Here is a 17,884-nt window from a genome sequence, read left to right on the forward strand (position 1 = left end):
GCCGGAATCCGGAATCCGGGGGCCGCACATCGGAATCCGGAAACCGGCGGGCGGGCCACCGGCCCCGCTCCCGGGGCGACCGCCCCACCCGCACATGTGGATCATCGCCGTCGGACGGGTAAGGTCCGTGGCGTACTGTGCTTCAACTGCAATTCGGCCATCGGCACGTTGGGGGACGACCCCGGCGCCGTCCGCCGGGCTGCCGCCTACTCGGAAGGGAACCCGTGGAAGCCAATACTCGTGGCACCGGGCGTCTACCAGCTGCCTTCCTGACGCCTGGCTCCTCCTCCTTCATGGATTTCCTGGGGGACCACGCCCCGGAGCTGCTGCCCGGACGGCGAGCGCTCCCCCCGGTGCAGGGCGCTTTCGAGGCGCCGCACGGGACCACGATCGTCGCGGCCACGTACCCCGGGGGCGTGGTCCTCGCCGGTGACCGGCGGGCGACGATGGGGAACATGATCGCCCAGCGGGACATGGAGAAGGTCTTCCCGGCCGACGAGTACTCGGCCGTGGGCATCGCGGGCACCGCCGGTCTCGCGGTGGAGATGGTGAAGCTCTTCCAGCTGGAGCTGGAGCACTTCGAGAAGGTGGAGGGCACCCAGCTCTCCCTGGAGGGCAAGGCCAACCGGCTGTCGGCCATGATCCGGGGCAATCTCGGGATGGCGATGCAGGGCCTCGCCGTGGTCCCGCTCTTCGCGGGGTACGACGTGGACCGTGAGAAGGGCCGGATCTTCTCGTACGACGTGACCGGCGGGCGCTCCGAGGAGCAGGGCTTCGCGGCCACCGGCTCGGGTTCGGTCTTCGCCCGGGGCTCGCTGAAGAAGCTCTACCGCCCCGATCTGACGGAGGAGCAGGCCACCACACTGGTGGTGCAGGCGCTCTACGACGCGGCGGACGACGACTCGGCGACGGGCGGTCCGGACGTGGCCCGGCGGATCTATCCGCTCGTCACGGTGATCGACGGCGAGGGTGCGCGCAGGCTCTCGGAGGAGGAGTCCTCCGCGGTGGCGCGCGCGGTCGTGGAGCGCCGCCTCGACCAGCCCGACGGGCCGCGTGCCGCGTTGCTCTGAGCCGTGCGGATGTTTCCTCAGCCACTGAAGACAGAAAGGGACGGATAACCGGTGACGACGCCGTTCTATGTTTCGCCCGCACAGGCCATGCAGGACCGGGCGGAATACGCTCGGAAGGGCATCGCCCGTGGCCGCAGCCTGGTGGTGCTGCAGTACGCCGACGGCATTGTCTTTGTCGGTGAGAACCCGTCCCGGGCGCTGCACAAGTTCAGCGAGATCTATGACCGGATCGGTTTCGCGGCTGCCGGGAAGTACAACGAGTACGAGAATCTGCGGATCGGCGGGGTGCGCTACGCGGATCTGCGCGGATACACCTACGACCGCGACGATGTGACCGCCCGCGGTCTGGCGAACGTCTACGCGCAGACCCTGGGCACGATCTTCTCCAGCGCGGCGGAGAAGCCGTACGAGGTGGAGCTGGTGGTCGCGGAGGTCGGCGCGACTCCGGAGGGTGACCAGATCTATCGGCTGCCGCACGACGGATCGATCGTGGACGAGCACGGCTCGGTGGCGGTGGGCGGGAACGCGGAGCAGATCAGCGCGTTCCTGGACCAGCGGCACCGGGACGGGATGTCGCTCGCCGAGGCGCTGAAGCTGGCCGTACAGGCGCTGTCGAACCAGGCGAACGGCGCGGATCGCGAGATCCCGGCCGACCGGCTGGAGGTGGCGGTGCTGGACCGGACGCGTCCGCAGCAGCGCAAGTTCAAGCGGATCACCGGCCGGCAGTTGACGCGGCTGCTGGCGGGCGAGGGCGCGGGCGAGGAGGAGGCGGACCCGTCGGCGGATGCCGCGCCGGACGCCTCGGCGGATGCCCCGGCGGAGGGTGCGCCGGACGCGCCGGAGGGCGGCGGGAGCGGGGCGTAACCCGTTCGACCGGCCCTTCCGGCACTCCGGCCGATCTCGGCGGATGCCCCGGTTCCGGCTCGTGGTCACGAGCCCGGAGCCGGGGCATCGCCGTGTCCGGTGGCGCCCCGCCTCCGGCGGCCCGAGGGGTCCGGTGCGGCCGAGGGGGCGCGGCGGCGTGGTTCAGCGCCGGGGCGCGGGGCCGCTGGAGCCCCGCACGACGAGGCCGACCGGGAGGTCGCCGCCGGTGGGCGGGCGGCGGTCGAGGAGGTCGAGCAGGGCCCGCATCCCGCGTTCGCCGACCTCCTCGGCGGGCAGCCGGACCGTGGTGAGTTCCGGTTCGACGGCGGTGGCGAGGGCGAGATCGTCGAAGCCGGTGACGGAGATGTCCTCCGGGACGCGCAGCCCGAGCCTGCGGGCGGCCTTGCAGACCCCGGCGGCCTGGGTGTCGCCGTCGCAGACGACGGCGGTGGGCCGGGACCCGGGGACCGTGAGGGCGTGCTCGGCCGCCCGGCGGGCGGCGGCCACGGTGAAGGGCGACCGGACCGTCCGCAGCGTGGTCCCGGGGACGGCGCCGAGCGCGGCGGCGAGCGCGCGGGCGCGGGTGTGGAACGTCCACGAGTCGATGTCCGAGGCGAGGTGCAGGATCTCGCGGTGGCCGAGGCCGAGGAGATGGCCCGCGACCTGGCGGACGCCGTCGGCGATGTCCAGGTTGACGTGGGCGGCGGCGCCCGGGTCGGCGGGGTCGCTGTCCAGCATCACCAGCGGCAGACCGCTGTCGTGGAGCGCGCTGAGCACCGAGGCGGCCATGGAGGAGGCGATCACCCCGTCGAGGGCGGTACGGGCGGAGGGGAACGGGTCCTTCGCCGGGCCGACGACATCGGGGGAGGGGTAGACGACGACGCCGAAGCCATGGCGGTCGGCGACCCCGGCGGCCCCGGTGTAGACACGGGCGAAGAACTCGTTGGTGAGCGCCGGGATCACCAGCAGCGCGGTCCGGGTGCGGCCGAGGCGGAGCTGGCGCGCGGCGAGATTGGGCCGGTAGCCGAGGGCGCGGGCGGCGTCGCGGACGGTGTCCGCGGTGCGCTCGGAGACCCGGCCGCGCCACTTGTCGCCGAGGACCAGGGAGACGGTGGCCTGGGAGACCCCCGCGGCGCGGGCGACGTCGCGGCTGGTGGGCCGGGCGGCCCGGGCCCCGTCCCCGGGCGCGTGCGCCGGGCCGCCGGTGCCGGTGCCGGTGCCGTCGCCGGGGGCGGGCGCGCGCTCCCGCCCGTCGCCGAGCCGTCGGGCCCCGTGTGTCATGACGCCGGCTCCCTCTCCTGCTGTGCTGTGGACCCGCTGTGTGCTGTGGACCCGTGGACTGGGCTCATGGTACGTATGGACCCTGCGACGTTATACGTAAAACTCCGGGTGGGCCGGGGAGTGGAGAGGGGTACGGGATGGGTGCGGGCGCCGTCGGGACCACCGAGGACACCGGAGGCGGCCCCGCCGCCGGGGAGGGCGGCGACGGCGGGGCCGTCGGCTACGGCGCCGTCCTGCGGGCCCCGTACGCCGCCCGGCTGCTCACCGGCACGCTCGTGGGGCGGCTGCCGCATGTGACGGGCCCGGTGGCCCTCGTCCTGTTCACCCGCTCCGAGGGCGGTGGCTACGGCCTCGCCGGCGGTCTGGCGGCGGCGTACGGGATCGCCACGGCCGTGGGCCAGCCGCTGCTGGGGCGCGCGGTGGACCTGTACGGACAGTTGCGGGTGCAGTTGCCCGCCGTGGTGCTGTCGGCGCTGGGGATGGTGGCGCTGGCGGTCGCGGGCATGGACTCGCTGCCGCTGGCGTACGCGGCCGTGGTGGTCGCCGGGCTGTTCACGCCGCCGCTGGAGGGCGGGCTGCGGGCGCTGTGGCCGAGCGTGCTGGTGCGCCAGGACCGGGTGCACCGGGCCTACGCGCTGGACGCCGTGGCGCAGGAGGTCATGTTCACCGTCGGACCCCTGCTCGTCACCCTCTTCGTCTCCTGGTGGTCGGCGGGCGCCGCGCTGCTGGTGATCAACGCGATCGGGGTGGCGGGCGTGCTGGCGGTGGTGACCTCGCGGCCGTCGCTCGTGTGGCGCTCGGCGCCCCGGGAGGCGCACTGGCTGGGGGCGCTCCGCTCGGGCGGGCTGCTGGCGCTGCTGGGCTCGTTCTTCTTCGTCGGGACGGCGCTGGGGGCGATCACCGTGGCCGGGGTGGCCTACGCGGACGACCACGGGCGGGAGGCCGTGTACGGCGGGCTGCTGGCGGCGCTGAGCTTCGGCGCGCTGGTGGGCGGTGTGGCCTATGGGGCGCGTTCCTGGGCGGGCGCCCCGGAGCGGCGGCTGCGGGTGCTGGTGGCGCTGCTCGCGGTGGGCTATCTGCCGCTGACGCTGACGCCGGGCGTGGCGCCCATGATGGTGCTGGCGGCGGTCTCCGGCCTGTTTCTGGCACCGGCGCTGGCCTGCGCGTTCGTGGTCGTGGACCGGCACGCCCCCAAGGGGACGGTGACGGAGGCGTTCTCCTGGCTGGTGACGGCCTTCGGCGTGGGCGCCGCCGCGGGCACGGCGGTCGCGGGCCCGGTCGTGGAACGCGCCGCGACGGCGTGGGGCTTCGCCGTGGCGGGCGGCGGCGGCGTGGCCGCGCTGCTGGTGCTTCTGGCGACGGCGCGGGTGCTCACCGTTCCGGCGGCTTCCCGGGGTGCCGCCGCCCCGTCGGGGGGCGTCCCGGGGCACTGACGCCGCCAGGTCAGCGGAAAATGATCGTAATGCGGCCGCCGAACCCGGTTTCAGCTCTGGTTCTGAGGCGTAATGTTCAGACATGGACCGCCGCATTTTCGGGCTGGAGAACGAGTACGGCGTCACGTGCACCTTCAGGGGACAGCGCCGGCTGTCCCCTGATGAAGTGGCGCGGTACCTCTTCCGCCGAGTCGTGTCATGGGGCCGCAGCAGCAATGTGTTCCTGAGGAACGGTGCCCGTCTGTATCTCGATGTGGGTTCGCACCCGGAATACGCAACACCGGAATGCGACAATGTGACCGAGTTGGTCACGCATGACAAGGCGGGCGAGCGGATTCTTGAGGGTCTGCTGGTCGACGCCGAGCGCAGGCTGCACGAGGAGGGGATCGCGGGAGACGTCTATCTCTTCAAGAACAACACCGACTCGGCGGGGAACTCCTACGGGTGCCACGAGAACTATCTGGTGGCCCGGCACGGTGAGTTCTCCCGGCTCGCGGACATTCTCATTCCCTTCCTCGTGACCCGGCAGCTGCTGTGCGGGGCGGGGAAGGTGCTCCAGACGCCGAGGGGCGCGGTGTACTGCGTCAGCCAGCGGGCGGAGCACATCTGGGAGGGTGTCAGCTCGGCGACGACGCGTTCGCGCCCGATCATCAACACCCGGGACGAGCCGCACGCGGACGCGGAGCGCTACCGGCGGCTCCATGTCATCGTGGGCGATTCGAACATGTCCGAGACGACCATGCTGCTGAAGGTCGGGGCGACCGATCTGGTGCTGCGCATGATCGAGGCGGGCACGGTGATGCGGGACCTCACGCTGGAGAATCCGATCCGCGCGATCCGCGAGGTCAGCCATGACATCACGGGGCAGCGCAAGGTGCGGCTGGCGAGCGGCCGGGAGGCGTCCGCGCTGGAGGTGCAGCGCGAGTACTACGACAAGGCCGTGGATTTCGTGGAGCGCAGGGGCATCCGCACCGGCACCGTGGAACAGGTGCTGGAGCTGTGGGGCCGTACGCTCGACGCGATCGAGACCCAGGATCTGGACCGGATCGCGACGGAGATCGACTGGGTCATCAAGTACCAGCTCATCGAGCGCTATCGGGCGAAGCACAACATGACGATGTCGCACCCCCGGGTGGCGCAGATAGATCTCGCGTATCACGACATCCACCGTCGACGGGGGCTGTACTACCTGCTGGAGCGGAAGGGCCAGGCGGCGCGGATCTGCAACGATCTGAAGATCTTCGAGGGCAAGTCGGTGCCCCCGCAGACCACCCGGGCCCGGCTGCGCGGCGATTTCATCCGCCGGGCGCAGGAGCAGCGCCGTGACTTCACCGTCGACTGGGTGCATCTGAAGCTCAACGACCAGGCGCAGCGGACGGTGTTGTGCAAGGACCCGTTCCGTTCGGTGGACGACCGGGTGGAGAAGCTGATCGCCGGAATGTGAGACCGGCGGCCGCCCGGCGCGGAACGGGCTCCGCTCGGATGTCCGGTTCTCGTGTGTCCGTGTGCCCGTGCGTGCCCTCGGGTGGGAACGCGACCGGGGCCCCGTGCGTTTCTCGTGCCGGGCCCCGGTCACGTCCTAGAGTGTCGGGGATGATCCATCCGACATCTGAGATCTGAGGAACACGTGCGCCGAATCGCCGGTCTGCTGCTCGTCCCCGCGTTGCTGTTGTCGACCGCGGCGTGCGGCAGCGAGGAGAACAAGGGCTCCGACTCCAACCCGTCCACGAGCGGCGCGGTGGCGCAGGGCGGTCTGCCCGCGATCACCGCGGGTGCGAAGTTCGGGGAGAAGCCGACGCTGGCGAAGGGCGTGGGGGCGCCCCCGAAGGAGCTGAAGATCGAGGTCATCTCCGAGGGCAAGGGCGCCGTCCTCAAGAAGGGCGACCTGGCCAAGGTGAACTACCTCGGCCAGGTCTGGGACGGCACGGAGCCGTTCGACAACAGCTTTGACCGGAAGCAGCCGTTCGAGGTGTCGGTCGGTGGCCAGGGGGTCATCGAGGGCTGGCAGAAGGCGCTGGACGGACAGAAGGTCGGCAGCAGGCTGGAGGTGTCGATCCCGCCGGCCCTGGCCTACAAGGACAAGGAGCAGCCCGGGATCAAGGCCAACTCCACGCTGGTGTTCGTGATGGACATCGTGGAGGCCAAGTCGATCCCGCTCTCCGCCAAGGGCACCGAGGTGCCGCAGACCGACAGCGCGCTCCCGGTGGTCGGGACGAACACCGACGGCCAGGCCCCTTCGGTGAAGATCCCGTCGTCGACGCCGCCGAAGGAGCTGGTGGCGGAGTACGTCCTGGAGGGCTCGGGCCCCGAGCTGACCGAGACCGACAGTGTGCTCGTGCGCTACCAGGGCTATGTCTGGAAGGGCGCCGAGCAGTTCGACAGCACCTACCGTACGCAGACCACGCCGACCTGGCCGCTGGCGCAGGTGACGGTGCCGGGGCTGAAGCAGGGGCTCGTGGGCAAGAAGGTCGGCAGCCGGGTGCTGCTGGTGCTGCCGCCGGACCAGGGCTTCGGCGACAAGCAGCAGAACAACATCCCGAAGGACTCGACGCTGGTGTTCGTGGTGGATCTGCTGGACAAGGGCTGACCCCGGGGCCCGCCGGGCCGGTGCGACCGGGTCCGGCGGGAGCGCGGCGGGGCGGCCCCGACGGGCCTGTGGCCGGTGGTCCGGCGGGGTCCGGGCCGTGCCGGGGCGGGGCGCGCCCGCCCGAGGTGGCAGACTGTCCCGGTTGTTCGTGCAGATCTATCAAGGAGCAGTGTCCGTGAGCATCGAGAAGCCCGAGATCGACTTCCCCGGTGGCGAGGCGCCGACCGAGCTGAAGATCAGGGACATCTGGGAGGGCGACGGCGCGGAGGCCCAGCCGGGCCAGACGGTCTCGGTCCACTATGTCGGCGTGGCTTTCTCCACCGGTGAGGAGTTCGACGCCTCCTGGAACCGCGGCCAGGCGTTCCGCTTCCCGCTGGGCGGCGGCCGGGTCATCGCGGGCTGGGACCAGGGTGTCGTGGGCATGAAGGTCGGCGGCCGTCGCGAGCTGACCATCCCGCCGCACCTGGGCTACGGCGACCGCGGCGCGGGCAGCGCCATCAAGCCGGGCGAGACGCTGATCTTCGTGGTCGACCTGCTCGCCGTCTGATCCACGCCCCAGGGGTGAACCGCCGCGGCCCCGGCCGCGGCGCGCCCTCGGCACCGCTTCCGCCCGCCCTCGGTGGATTCCCGCTGGTCCGCGCGGTGCGGAGGAATGTGTGAGGCCCGTGCTCCACCGGAGCACGGGCCTCGGCTTTGTCCCGGGACCCGTGGGCGGTACGGTCGTCCGGGGCGGAAGCGGTTCGATGGAAGAGGTGCGGGGCGTCGATGGCCATTGCCAAGGCCGAGCGGCTGATGAATCTGGCACTGTGCCTGCTGGGGACACGGCGTCCGCTCAGCAAGCGGGAGCTGCGGGCGTCCATCGAGGCCTATCTGGAGGCGGCGTCCGACGACGCCTTCAACCGGATGTTCGAGCGGGACAAGGACGATCTCCGCGAGCTGGGGCTGGTGATCGAGACCGTCGAGAACCTCGACGGCGAGGTGGGCTATCTGGCCCGCCGGGACAGCAACCGGCTGCCGCCGATCACCCTGGACGTGGAGGAGGCGGCGGCGCTCGGGCTCGCCGCCCGGGTGTGGCAGCAGGCGCGGCTCGCGGGCGCGGCCAGCGGCGCGCTCCAGAAGCTGCGCGCGGCGGGCATGCCGGAGGCCGAGGACGCCTTCGACGACCGGCAGAGCGCCCTGGAGCCGCGCATCCCCGTGCACGAGGCCGCGTTCGAGCCGCTGATGCTCGCCTGCCGTGACCGCAGGCCCGTGACCTTCGAGTACCGCAACTCCACGGCGGCCCGCCCCCAGGAGCGCCAGGTGGAGCCGTGGACGCTGGAGTGCTGGCGCGGCCACTGGTACCTCGCGGGCTGGGACCGCGCCCGGGGCGCCGAGCGCGTCTTCCGCCTCTCGCGCATCACCGGCCGGGTGCGCTCCCGCGCCGGGGCGTTCACCGCGCCGGTGCCCGATGTGTCCACGGTCCGGGAGACGGTGGAGCGCTGGGCGGGCGAGACCGCGACCCGGACGGCGCGGATCAGGCTCCGCACGGGCTGCGGCTATCCGCTGCGGGCCCGCGCCGCCTCGGCGCGCGAGCTGGGCGGCGGCTGGGACGAGCTGGAGATCCCGTACGGGCACGGCCTCGACGCCTGGCTGGTGGAGTTCGGCCCGGATGTGGTCGTGGTGGAGCCCGCGGATCTGCGGGCCGATGTGCTCGACCGGCTGCGTGCGGTGGCCGAGGGCTGAGGGGAAGTACGAGGACCATGGCCGCCAACGCCATTGACCAGACCCGGCGGATGCTGTCGCTGGTGACCTATCTGCGGGAACGCCCCGGTGCCCGGGTGGGCGACGTGGCCCGCGCGTTCGGGATCTCCGAGGACGAGCTGATCTCGGACCTCGATGTGCTGCCGATGTGCGGGACGAGCTTCCGCGGCGGTGATCTGCTGGACATCGACACCGACGGCGACCGGATCTGGTGGCACAACCCGGACGACGTGGCCGAGCCGCTGCGGCTGGCCGCCGACGAGGCGACCGCGCTGCTGGTGGCGGCGCGCGCCGTGGCGACCCTGCCGGGGCTGCGCGAGGGCGACCGCGAGGCGCTGCTGCGGGCCACCGCGAAGCTGGAGGCCGCCGCCGGGGAGGCGGCGGGCGCGTCGGCCCGGCTCTCGGTGACCTTCGAGGCCGAGGGCGGCGTCTTCGCCGAGGTGGACCGGGCGATCTCGGAGCGCCGGAGGCTGTGGCTGCGCTACTACTCGCCCGCGCGGGACGAGCTGACCGAGCGGGAGGTCGACCCGATCCGGCTGTTCGCCGTGGGGCACACCTATATGGAGGCATGGTGCCGCCTCTCGGAGGCGCGCCGGACCTTCCGGCTGGACCGGGTGGCCGAGATCCGGCTGCTGGACGCGGTGTCGGCGCCGCCCCGGATCGAGCTGCGGGATCTCTCCGAGGGGCTGGTGCAGCCGTCGGCGGACGACCCCGAGGTGGTCGTCGACGTGGGGCCCGCGGGCCGCTGGGTGGCCGAGTACTACCCGCACGACCAGGCGGAGGAGCTGCCCGACGGAGGGCTGCGGATCACGCTGCGGACCCCGTCCCCGGCCCTGCTGCGCCGACTGGCGCTGCGGCTGGGCCGGGACGGGCGGATCGTCGCCCCCGCTGAGCTGGCCGGGGCGGCCCGCCGCGCGGCCCGGGAGGCGCTGGCCGCGTACGCCGAGGCCGGGGAAGCCCCGCACCCGGGGCACGACGCGGACGCAGGGGACACTGCGGACACCGGGGACGACGGGCACACCGGGGCCGGCGGGGACGGGAAGGGCGCGCCGGAAGGTACGGCGGCCGGCGGGGACACGGTGGCCGCGCACGGTCACCTCCACGGGGATGCCGAGGAGGCATAAGGTGATATGTCGCTGATGTCGGATCTCGCGGCGGCGGCGTCCATGGGCCCGGTGCTCTTCAAGGCGGCCTGCCCCACCTGCCGGGCCCATTGCGAACTGTCCGCCGAGTCGCTGCGGCTGGCGATCGGCGGCAGCCGCCGGACCACGTTCTACTCCTTCACCTGCCCCGCGTGCGGCGCCTCGGTCCGCAAGCCCGCGGGGGAGCGGATCGTGGAGCTGCTGACCGGCGGCGGGGTGCGCACCCTGCGGCTCACCCCCGGCCCGGGGACGGTCTAGGCTCTCCCCATGTTCTGGCCCATGCTCGCCGTCGTGTGCGGCTTCCTCGGGATCGCCGTCCTCGGCGTCCTCGGTGTCCGGGTCTTCCTGGAGGCCCGGCGGCTGGGCCAGGAGGTCGCCCGGACCGCGGAGCGGATCAACCGCGCCGCCGAGGACCTGGAGCGGGCGGCCACCGGCCTGGCGCACGGCGCCGAGACCCTGCGCCGGGAGTGACCGCGGGAGCGGCCCGCCGGAGCGCGGCCGGGGACCCGAAATATCACTGGAGATGGACGGGAGGGGCAACCCGAACCCGATTTCGGTCGTCTGCCCAGGTGGCAGGCCACCTCCGCGCAAGGTGGAGTCCGCCTGGGCATTGCCGGGGGGTTACTCTCCCGGGTTACGATCGCAGTCAGTGCGGTGCCCGGGCGACGCCCGGCCGCCGGCCCCCGCACCACCCCAGCCGCCTCGGTGAGAAGGTACACACTTATGTTCGGTGGAAAGATCGGCGCCCCTGAGCTGATTCTGATCCTTGTTGTGATCATCCTGCTGTTCGGTGCCAAGAAGCTCCCCGACATGGCCCGTTCGCTGGGCAAGTCGGCCCGCATCCTCAAGAGCGAGGCCAAGGCGATGAAGTCCGAGGGGCAGCAGACCGCCCCGGCCGACCCGCCGAACCCCGGCCAGAGCGCCGAGCAGCCCGCCCCGCGCACCATCAAGGCGGCGCCCGGCGATGTGAGCCACGCCCGTCCGGTGACCGAGCCGACGGACTCCACCCAGCGCTAGACCGGGCCGCCCACAGGCCCTGGCACCGGCAGGGGTCTGCCACACGAGATGAGGACGTGGGTTGCTCAAGTCTGCCCGCAAGAAGGAGAACAACCCCGAGGGGCGGATGCCCCTGGTCGAGCATCTGCGCGAGCTGCGCAACCGGCTGGCCAAGGGGCTGCTGGCGATCGTCGCCGTCACCGTCGTCGCCGCCTTCTTCTACAACGACATCATCAACCTCTTCACCAAGCCCGTCCTGGAGTCCGTGGGCTGCCCCGCGAGCTTCTCCGAACTGGCGAAGATGAAGGAGGGCAAGACCTGCGCGAAGATCACCATCAATGGTCTCCTGACCCCGTTCACGCTCGCGCTGAAGGTCTCCCTGATGGCGGGCGTGGTCCTCGCCTCGCCGGTCTGGCTCTACCAGGTCTGGGCCTTCCTCGCGCCCGGTCTGCACCGGAACGAGAAGAAGTACGCCCTCTGGTTCGTCGCGGCGGGCTTCCCGCTCTTCCTCGGCGGCGGCTGGTTCGCCTACCAGGTGCTGCCGACCACGGCCAAGGTACTGATCGAGTTCAGCCCCGTCGGTGTGGACAACCTGCTGCCGCTGGACGAACTGCTCGACCTCGTGACCCGCATGGTGGTCGTCTTCGGCCTCGCCTTCGAACTGCCCCTGCTGCTGGTCATGCTCAACATGGGCGGCGTGATCACCGGGCGGCGGATGCTCGGCTGGTGGCGCGGCATGATCATGGGCATCACGGTCTTCTCCGCGGTCGCCACCCCCAGCACCGAGCCGATCACCATGATGCTGCTCGCGGCGCCGATCATCCTGCTCTACTTCCTCGCCACCGGCTTCTCCCTCTTCAACGACCGGCGCCGGGCCCTGATCGAGGCCCGTGGCCCCGGTGACGACGAGGCGTCCGAGCTGGACCTCACCCCCGAGGACATCGACCCGGTCGAGCCCGTCGCGGCCCGCCCCGGCGTCCCCGGACAGTCCACCGGCGACAGCGAGGGCTCCCGCGTCCACCGGCAGAGCGGCTACGACGACATCACCTGAGCCCGAGCCCGAGCCCGACCTGAGCCCGACCTGAGCCCGAGCCCGAGCCTGAGCCCGACCCGGGCCGGTCCCCGACCCGCCCGCGAGTCCGGCCGCGCGCGCCGCTCCACCCGGCGGCACCGGCCGCGCGAACCCCTGGGCCCGGCCCCGGCCGTGCCGTAACGTCGCACGGGTGACCAGCGAGATCACCCTCTTCGTCAACCCGGCCGCCGGACGCGGACGGGGCGCGCGGGCCGCCAAGCCCGCCGCGCGGGAGCTGCGCGGCGCCGGATTCCTCGTCCGGACCGTCGTCGGAGAGGACGCCCGGGACGCCGCGCGCCGCGCCCACGAGGCCGTCGCCCTCGGCACCGGGGCACTGATCGCCGTCGGCGGCGACGGCATGGTGTCCCTCGCCCTCCAGGCGGTCGCCGGGACCACCACCCCGCTCGGCGTCGTCGCCGTCGGCACCGGCAACGACTTCGCCCGCTCCCTGGGGCTTCCGGTGCGGGACCCGGCCCGCGCCGGACGGCTCGCCGCCACCGCGCTCAAGGCCGCCCCCGCCCCCGCGCTCGACCTGGGCCGGGCCGGGGAGCGCTGGTTCGGCACCATCCTCGCCACCGGCTTCGACTCCCTCGTCGCCGAGCGCGGCGCCCGGACGCGGCTGCCCGCCGGACGCTTCCGCTACGACCTGGCGACGCTCGCGGAACTCGCCGCGCTGCGCCCCCTCCCGTACCGGATGCGGCTCGACGGAGGACCCGCCCTGGAGACCGAGGCCGTCCTGGTCGCCGTGGGCAATGGCCCGATGTACGGCGGCGGCATGCGGATGTGCCCCGGGGCGCGGATGGACGACGGGCTCCTCGACGTCACCGTCGTCGCGGCCTGTGACCGCAGGACCCTGCTGCGGGTCTTCCCCCGGGTCTACCGGGGCACCCATGCCGACCACCCCGCCGTCACCGTCCACCGGGCCCGCTCCGTCGCGCTCCGGGCGCCGGGGATCACCGGATACGCCGACGGGGAGCCGGTGGGGCCGCTGCCGCTGACCGCGCGCTGTGTGCCCGGCGCGGTACGGGTCCTCGGCGCCCGCGCCCCCCTGCCACCCGGTGCCCCGGCCTGACCCCGGCAGCCGGGCAGGATCCGAAGGCCGGACGTTAACCCCGCGCTGACTGTCGTACCTCTTGGGTAGGCTCGACAACAAGATGACCGAGGATCTCTCACCGGCCGAGCGCTACGCCGCCGCCCGCACCCGCGCCGCGGAGGAGGCCACCGCGCTGGCCCCCTTCCGCGAACTGTACGCATTCGATCTCGACACGTTCCAGATCGAGGCCTGTCGGGCCCTGGAGGCGGGGCAGGGCGTGCTCGTCGCCGCGCCCACCGGGTCCGGCAAGACCATCGTGGGCGAGTTCGCCGTCCACCTGGCCCTGACCCAGGGCCGCAAATGCTTCTACACCACGCCCATCAAGGCCCTCTCCAACCAGAAGTACACCGACCTCGTCAAACGCTATGGGGCGGAGAAGGTCGGCCTGCTCACCGGCGACAACAGCGTCAACGCCGAGGCGCCGGTGGTCGTCATGACCACCGAGGTCCTGCGGAACATGCTCTACGCGGGCTCCTCCTCGCTGCTCGGCCTCGGCTATGTGGTCATGGACGAGGTCCACTACCTCTCCGACCGCTTCCGGGGCGCGGTCTGGGAGGAAGTGATCATTCACCTTCCCGAGTCCGTGACGCTGGTGTCGCTCTCCGCGACCGTCTCCAACGCCGAGGAGTTCGGCGACTGGCTCGACACCGTCCGCGGCGACACCGCCGTGATCGTCTCCGAGGACCGGCCCGTGCCGCTCTGGCAGCATGTGCTGGCCGGGCGCCGGATGTACGACCTCTTCGAGGAGGAGACCGACCACGGCGGGCGCGGCACCGGCCGCCGCGAGGTCAATCCCGACCTCGTCCGGCTCGCCCGGATGGAGAACCAGCGCACGTACAACCCGCGCGACCGCCGCCGGGGCAAGATGGTCCGCGAGGCCGACCGGGAGCGCGAGCGCCGCAGCCGCGGCCGGATCTGGACCCCGGGCCGCCCCGAGGTGATCGAGCGGCTCGACGCCGAGGGCCTGCTGCCCGCGATCACGTTCATCTTCAGCCGGGCCGGCTGCGAGGCCGCCGTCCAGCAGTGCCTGTACGCCGGACTGCGGCTCAACGACGACGCCGCACGGGCGCGGGTACGCGAGATCGTCGAGGAGCGCACCGCCGCCATCCCCGGCGAGGACCTGCACGTCCTCGGCTACTACGAGTGGCTCGAAGGGCTGGAGCGGGGCATCGCCGCGCACCACGCGGGCATGCTGCCCACCTTCAAGGAGGTCGTCGAGGAGCTGTTCGTCCGGGGCCTGGTGAAGGCCGTCTTCGCCACCGAGACCCTGGCGCTCGGCATCAACATGCCCGCGCGCTCGGTGGTCCTGGAGAAGCTCGTCAAGTGGAACGGGGAGCAGCACGCCGACATCACCCCCGGCGAGTACACCCAGCTCACCGGGCGGGCCGGGCGGCGCGGCATCGACATCGAGGGCCACGCGGTGGTGCTGTGGCAGCGGGCCATGGACCCGGCGGCGCTCGCGGGCCTCGCCGGGACGCGGACGTATCCGCTGCGCTCCAGTTTCAAACCCTCGTACAACATGGCGGTCAACCTGGTGCAGCAGTTCGGGCGGCACCGCTCGCGCGAACTGCTGGAGACCTCGTTCGCGCAGTTCCAGGCGGACCGGTCGGTCGTCGGCATCTCCCGTCAGGTGCAGAAGAACGAGGCCGGTCTTGAGGGCTATCGCGAGGGGATGACCTGCCACCTCGGCGACTTCGAGGAGTACGCCCGGCTGCGCCGGGAGCTGAAGGACCGTGAGTCGGATCTGGCGAAGCAGGGCGCGGCCCAGCGGCGGGCCGCGGCGGCGGTCTCGCTGGAGCGGCTGAAGCCCGGGGACGTGATCCATGTGCCGACCGGCAAGTTCGCCGGGCTCGCGCTCGTCCTCGACCCGGGGGTGCCGGCGGGCCGGACCAACGGCCATCGCGGCTTCGAGCAGCACGACGGCCCCCGGCCGCTGGTGCTGACGGCGGAGCGGCAGGTCAAGCGGCTGGCGTCGATCGACTTCCCGGTGCCGGTGGAGCCGCTGGAGCGGATGCGCATCCCCAAGTCGTTCAATCCGCGCTCCCCGCAGTCGCGGCGCGATCTGGCCTCCGCGCTGCGCACCAAGGCCGGGCACATCGTGCCCGAGCGGCACCGCAAGCAGCGCTCGGCGGCGGCCGACGACCGCGAGATCGCCCGGCTGCGGGCGGAGCTGCGGGCCCACCCCTGCCACGGCTGCGACGAGCGCGAGGACCACGCCCGCTGGGCGGAGCGCCACCACCGGCTCCAGCGCGACACCCGGCAGTTGGAGCGGCGGATCGAGGGCCGCACCAATACGATCGCCCGCACCTTCGACCGGATCGTGGCCCTCCTCACCGAGCTGGACTACCTCCGGGGCGACGAGGTCACCGAGGACGGCAAGCGGCTGGCCCGGCTCTACGGCGAGCTGGATCTGCTGGCGAGCGAGTGTCTGCGGGACCGGGTGTGGGAGGGGCTGAGCCCGGCGGAGCTGGCCGCGTGTGTCTCGGCGCTGGTGTACGAGGCACGCCAGGCGGACGACGCGGTGCCGCCGAAGGTGCCCGGCGGCCGGGTGAAGGCGGCGCTCGGCGAGATGGTCCGCATCTGGGGGCGGCTCGACGCCCTGGAGGAGGACTTCAAGATCAACCAGACGGAGGGCGTGGGCCAGCGGGAGCCGGATCTCGGCTTCGCCTGGGCCGTGTACCAGTGGGCCGAGGACAAGAGCCTGGACGAGGTGCTGCGGGAGGCGGAGATGCCCGCGGGGGACTTCGTCCGCTGGACCAAGCAGGTGATCGACGTCCTGGGACAGATCGCCGCCGCGGCTCCGGCCGAGAACATCACGGTCGCCCGCAACGCGCGGCGCGCGGTGGACGCGCTGCTGCGGGGCGTGGTCGCGTACAGCTCGGTCGGCTGAGCCGGTCCCCGCGCGCGCCCGGCCGCACCGCCGGGCGCGTACCGCGGGGCGCGGCTGCCCCGGCCGACGGCGCACGCGTCGCCATCGGCCGCACCGCGGCGCGTACCGGGGCCGCCCGGCCGGTCAGTCCAGGCCACGGGCGCGGCGGAAGCGGGCGCGGCCCTCGGCGGGGTCGATCAGCGGATCGGGGTAGCCGAGCCGGGCCCGGCGGGCCGGGTCGAGGGTCTCGGGGGAGTGGATCTCCCGGTCGCCGAGGTCCGCCAGCTCCGGCACCCAGCGGCGGACATAGGCCCCGTGCGGGTCGAACCGCCGGGCCTGGGCCAGCGGGCTGAGCACCCGTCCGGGCCGGGTGTCCGTGCCGGTGCCCGCCACCCACTGCCAGTTGAGCTGGTTGTCGGCGATGTCCCCGTCGACGAGCAGCTCCAGGAAGTGGCGGGCGCCCACCCGCCAGTCCGTGTAGAGGGTCTTGGTGAGATAACTCGCCGTCAGCAGCCGGGCCCGGTTGTGCATCCAGCCCTCGTGGCGGAGCTGCCGCATCCCGGCGTCCACGACGGGGCAGCCGGTCCGGCCCTCCTTCCAGGCGGCGATCTCCCTCTCGTCCCCGCGCCACCGGTCGCCGCGCGGGCGGTAGTCGGCGTGGGCGGCGTCGGGCCGGGCCGCCAGCACCTGGTGGTGGAAGTCCCGCCAGGCGAGCTGCCGGACGAACGCCTGTGCCCCCGGCCCGCCCCGTCCGCGGGCCCGCTGGACGAGTTCGGCGGCGGAGAGGGTCCCGAAGTGGAGATGGGGGGAGAGCCGGGAGGTGGCGTCGCCCGGCAGGTCGTCGTGGTGTTCCGCGTACCCGTCCAGGTCCCGGGCGAGCCAGCGCCGCAGCCGCTCCCGGCCCTCCCGCTCCCCGCCCCGGGCCAGCGCGGGGGCCGTCCCGGTGACGGACCGCCGGCGGGGCAGCGGATGTCCCGGCAGCTCGGGCACGGTGAGGGAGCGGGGCGCCGCGAGGACCCGGCGGGGCGCCACCTCGGCCCAGCGCCGGAAGTACGGGGTGAAGACGGCGAAGTGGTCGCGGTTCGCGGGGGTCACCGCGCCCGGCGGCACCACGGTGATCACCCCTTCGTGGACCCGCAGTCCGCAGCGGAGCCCGGACAGCCCGGCCCGCAGCCGGTCCTCCCGGCGGCGGGCGTACGCGCTGACACCCGCCGCGAGGTGCACCGTTCGGGCGCCGGTCTCGGTCACCACCCGGCCGACCTGTTCGGCGACGTCCCCGGTGCGGAGCACCAGCCGTCCGCCGCGCTCCCGCAGCTCCTCGTCCAGCGCGGTCAGGGAGTCGGCGAGGAAGGCCAGCCGGTTGGGGGCGTCGAACCCGCTGCGGCGCACGCCCCGGTCGAGGACGAACAGCGGGACCACCTCGTCGGCCTCGCGTACGGCGGCGGCCAGCGCGGGCTGGTCGTGGACCCGCAGATCGGAGGTGAAGAGGATGACGGAGACGGTCATACGCCGTCCTTCCTGGAGCGGCCGGTCGCCGGGACCGGGGCGGCGGCTCCGGCGGCCGGGGCCGGGACCGGGGAGCACGGACGGGCCGCCGCGTCCCCTCGTGGTGGGTCGCCCACCACCGGGACCGGTCCGTGCCCGCAGATGGTCGCATGCGCGGGGCGGTGTCGGCTGCCGCGCTGCCCCGGTGTCCCCGCCCGTTCGGGTGGTGCCCGCCGCCGGAGCGCTCCGGCG

The 17,884-nt window shown here is 73.1% G+C and carries 16 protein-coding genes and 1 pseudogene; 15 read left to right on the forward strand and 2 right to left on the reverse strand.

Annotated features, from left to right (window positions below; all coding sequences use genetic code 11):
* Positions 1–81 precede the first annotated feature (81 nt).
* The 3 genes and pseudogenes from CRV15_RS23920 to prcA all read left to right on the forward strand — a co-directional run.
* Positions 82–273, forward strand: a pseudogene (locus tag CRV15_RS23920) (endonuclease domain-containing protein); the annotation flags it as partial.
* Entirely contained in the window at positions 225–1,070 is an 846-nt protein-coding gene (gene prcB / locus CRV15_RS23925; RefSeq protein ID WP_003958015.1) for a proteasome subunit beta, read from the forward strand. The pseudogene CRV15_RS23920 and the gene prcB, both read left to right, overlap by 49 nt.
* Before the next feature lie 51 nt (positions 1,071–1,121).
* The gene (gene prcA / locus CRV15_RS23930) at positions 1,122–1,934 is read left to right on the forward strand and encodes a proteasome subunit alpha (RefSeq protein WP_003958014.1); all 813 of its coding nucleotides are present in this window, start codon (positions 1,122–1,124) and stop codon (positions 1,932–1,934) included.
* 162 nt (positions 1,935–2,096) lie between these two features.
* Here prcA and CRV15_RS23935 read toward each other — a convergent pair whose 3' ends face one another.
* Positions 2,097–3,215 carry a LacI family DNA-binding transcriptional regulator gene (locus CRV15_RS23935; RefSeq protein WP_003959850.1) on the reverse strand — a complete coding sequence of 373 codons (1,119 nt, stop codon included), beginning with the start codon at positions 3,213–3,215 and terminating at the stop codon, positions 2,097–2,099.
* Positions 3,216–3,352: 137 nt separating this feature from the next.
* On the opposite strand from CRV15_RS23935, the gene CRV15_RS23940 reads away from it, so the two are divergent.
* From CRV15_RS23940 to CRV15_RS23995, 12 genes are all read left to right on the forward strand, one after another.
* The gene (locus CRV15_RS23940; protein WP_003959849.1) at positions 3,353–4,648 is read left to right on the forward strand and encodes an MFS transporter; all 1,296 of its coding nucleotides are present in this window, start codon (positions 3,353–3,355) and stop codon (positions 4,646–4,648) included.
* Between the two features lie 82 nt (positions 4,649–4,730).
* Complete coding sequence (gene pafA / locus CRV15_RS23945; protein WP_003958011.1) at positions 4,731–6,092, forward strand: Pup--protein ligase; 1,362 nt, start codon at positions 4,731–4,733, stop codon at positions 6,090–6,092.
* 183 nt (positions 6,093–6,275) lie between these two features.
* Positions 6,276–7,235, forward strand: a complete 960-nt coding sequence (locus CRV15_RS23950) for an FKBP-type peptidyl-prolyl cis-trans isomerase (RefSeq protein ID WP_003959848.1) — start codon at positions 6,276–6,278, stop codon at positions 7,233–7,235.
* A gap of 175 nt (positions 7,236–7,410) precedes the next feature.
* Positions 7,411–7,782 carry an FKBP-type peptidyl-prolyl cis-trans isomerase gene (locus CRV15_RS23955; RefSeq protein WP_003958009.1) on the forward strand — a complete coding sequence of 124 codons (372 nt, stop codon included), beginning with the start codon at positions 7,411–7,413 and terminating at the stop codon, positions 7,780–7,782.
* A 218-nt stretch (positions 7,783–8,000) separates the two neighbouring features.
* Positions 8,001–8,957, forward strand: a complete 957-nt coding sequence (locus CRV15_RS23960; RefSeq protein ID WP_003958008.1) for a helix-turn-helix transcriptional regulator — start codon at positions 8,001–8,003, stop codon at positions 8,955–8,957.
* A gap of 17 nt (positions 8,958–8,974) precedes the next feature.
* Positions 8,975–10,099, forward strand: coding sequence for a helix-turn-helix transcriptional regulator (locus tag CRV15_RS23965; protein ID WP_003958007.1), 1,125 nt, complete (start codon positions 8,975–8,977; stop codon positions 10,097–10,099).
* 6 nt (positions 10,100–10,105) lie between these two features.
* On the forward strand, positions 10,106–10,375 hold the full coding sequence (locus CRV15_RS23970) for a hypothetical protein (protein ID WP_003958006.1): 270 nt from the start codon (positions 10,106–10,108) through the stop codon (positions 10,373–10,375).
* 9 nt (positions 10,376–10,384) lie between these two features.
* Complete coding sequence (locus CRV15_RS23975; RefSeq protein WP_003958005.1) at positions 10,385–10,588, forward strand: hypothetical protein; 204 nt, start codon at positions 10,385–10,387, stop codon at positions 10,586–10,588.
* 252 nt (positions 10,589–10,840) lie between these two features.
* Positions 10,841–11,134 (forward strand): Sec-independent protein translocase subunit TatA, encoded by a 294-nt coding sequence (gene tatA, locus CRV15_RS23980; RefSeq protein ID WP_003958004.1) that lies wholly within the window; start codon positions 10,841–10,843, stop codon positions 11,132–11,134.
* A 61-nt stretch (positions 11,135–11,195) separates the two neighbouring features.
* On the forward strand, positions 11,196–12,164 hold the full coding sequence (gene tatC, locus CRV15_RS23985) for a twin-arginine translocase subunit TatC (RefSeq protein WP_003959844.1): 969 nt from the start codon (positions 11,196–11,198) through the stop codon (positions 12,162–12,164).
* Positions 12,165–12,336: 172 nt separating this feature from the next.
* Entirely contained in the window at positions 12,337–13,257 is a 921-nt protein-coding gene (locus CRV15_RS23990) for a diacylglycerol kinase (protein WP_003958002.1), read from the forward strand.
* Positions 13,258–13,339: 82 nt separating this feature from the next.
* Complete coding sequence (locus CRV15_RS23995; protein WP_003959843.1) at positions 13,340–16,168, forward strand: DEAD/DEAH box helicase; 2,829 nt, start codon at positions 13,340–13,342, stop codon at positions 16,166–16,168.
* Positions 16,169–16,291: 123 nt separating this feature from the next.
* Here the strand turns inward: CRV15_RS23995 and CRV15_RS24000 are convergent, their stop codons facing one another.
* Positions 16,292–17,653: a cryptochrome/photolyase family protein gene (locus CRV15_RS24000; protein ID WP_003959842.1), complete on the reverse strand. Its 1,362-nt coding sequence runs from the start codon at positions 17,651–17,653 to the stop codon at positions 16,292–16,294.
* Between the last annotated feature and the right edge of the window lie 231 nt (positions 17,654–17,884).

The sequence above is a fragment of the Streptomyces clavuligerus genome, from assembly GCF_005519465.1.
Classification (GTDB): domain Bacteria; phylum Actinomycetota; class Actinomycetes; order Streptomycetales; family Streptomycetaceae; genus Streptomyces; species Streptomyces clavuligerus.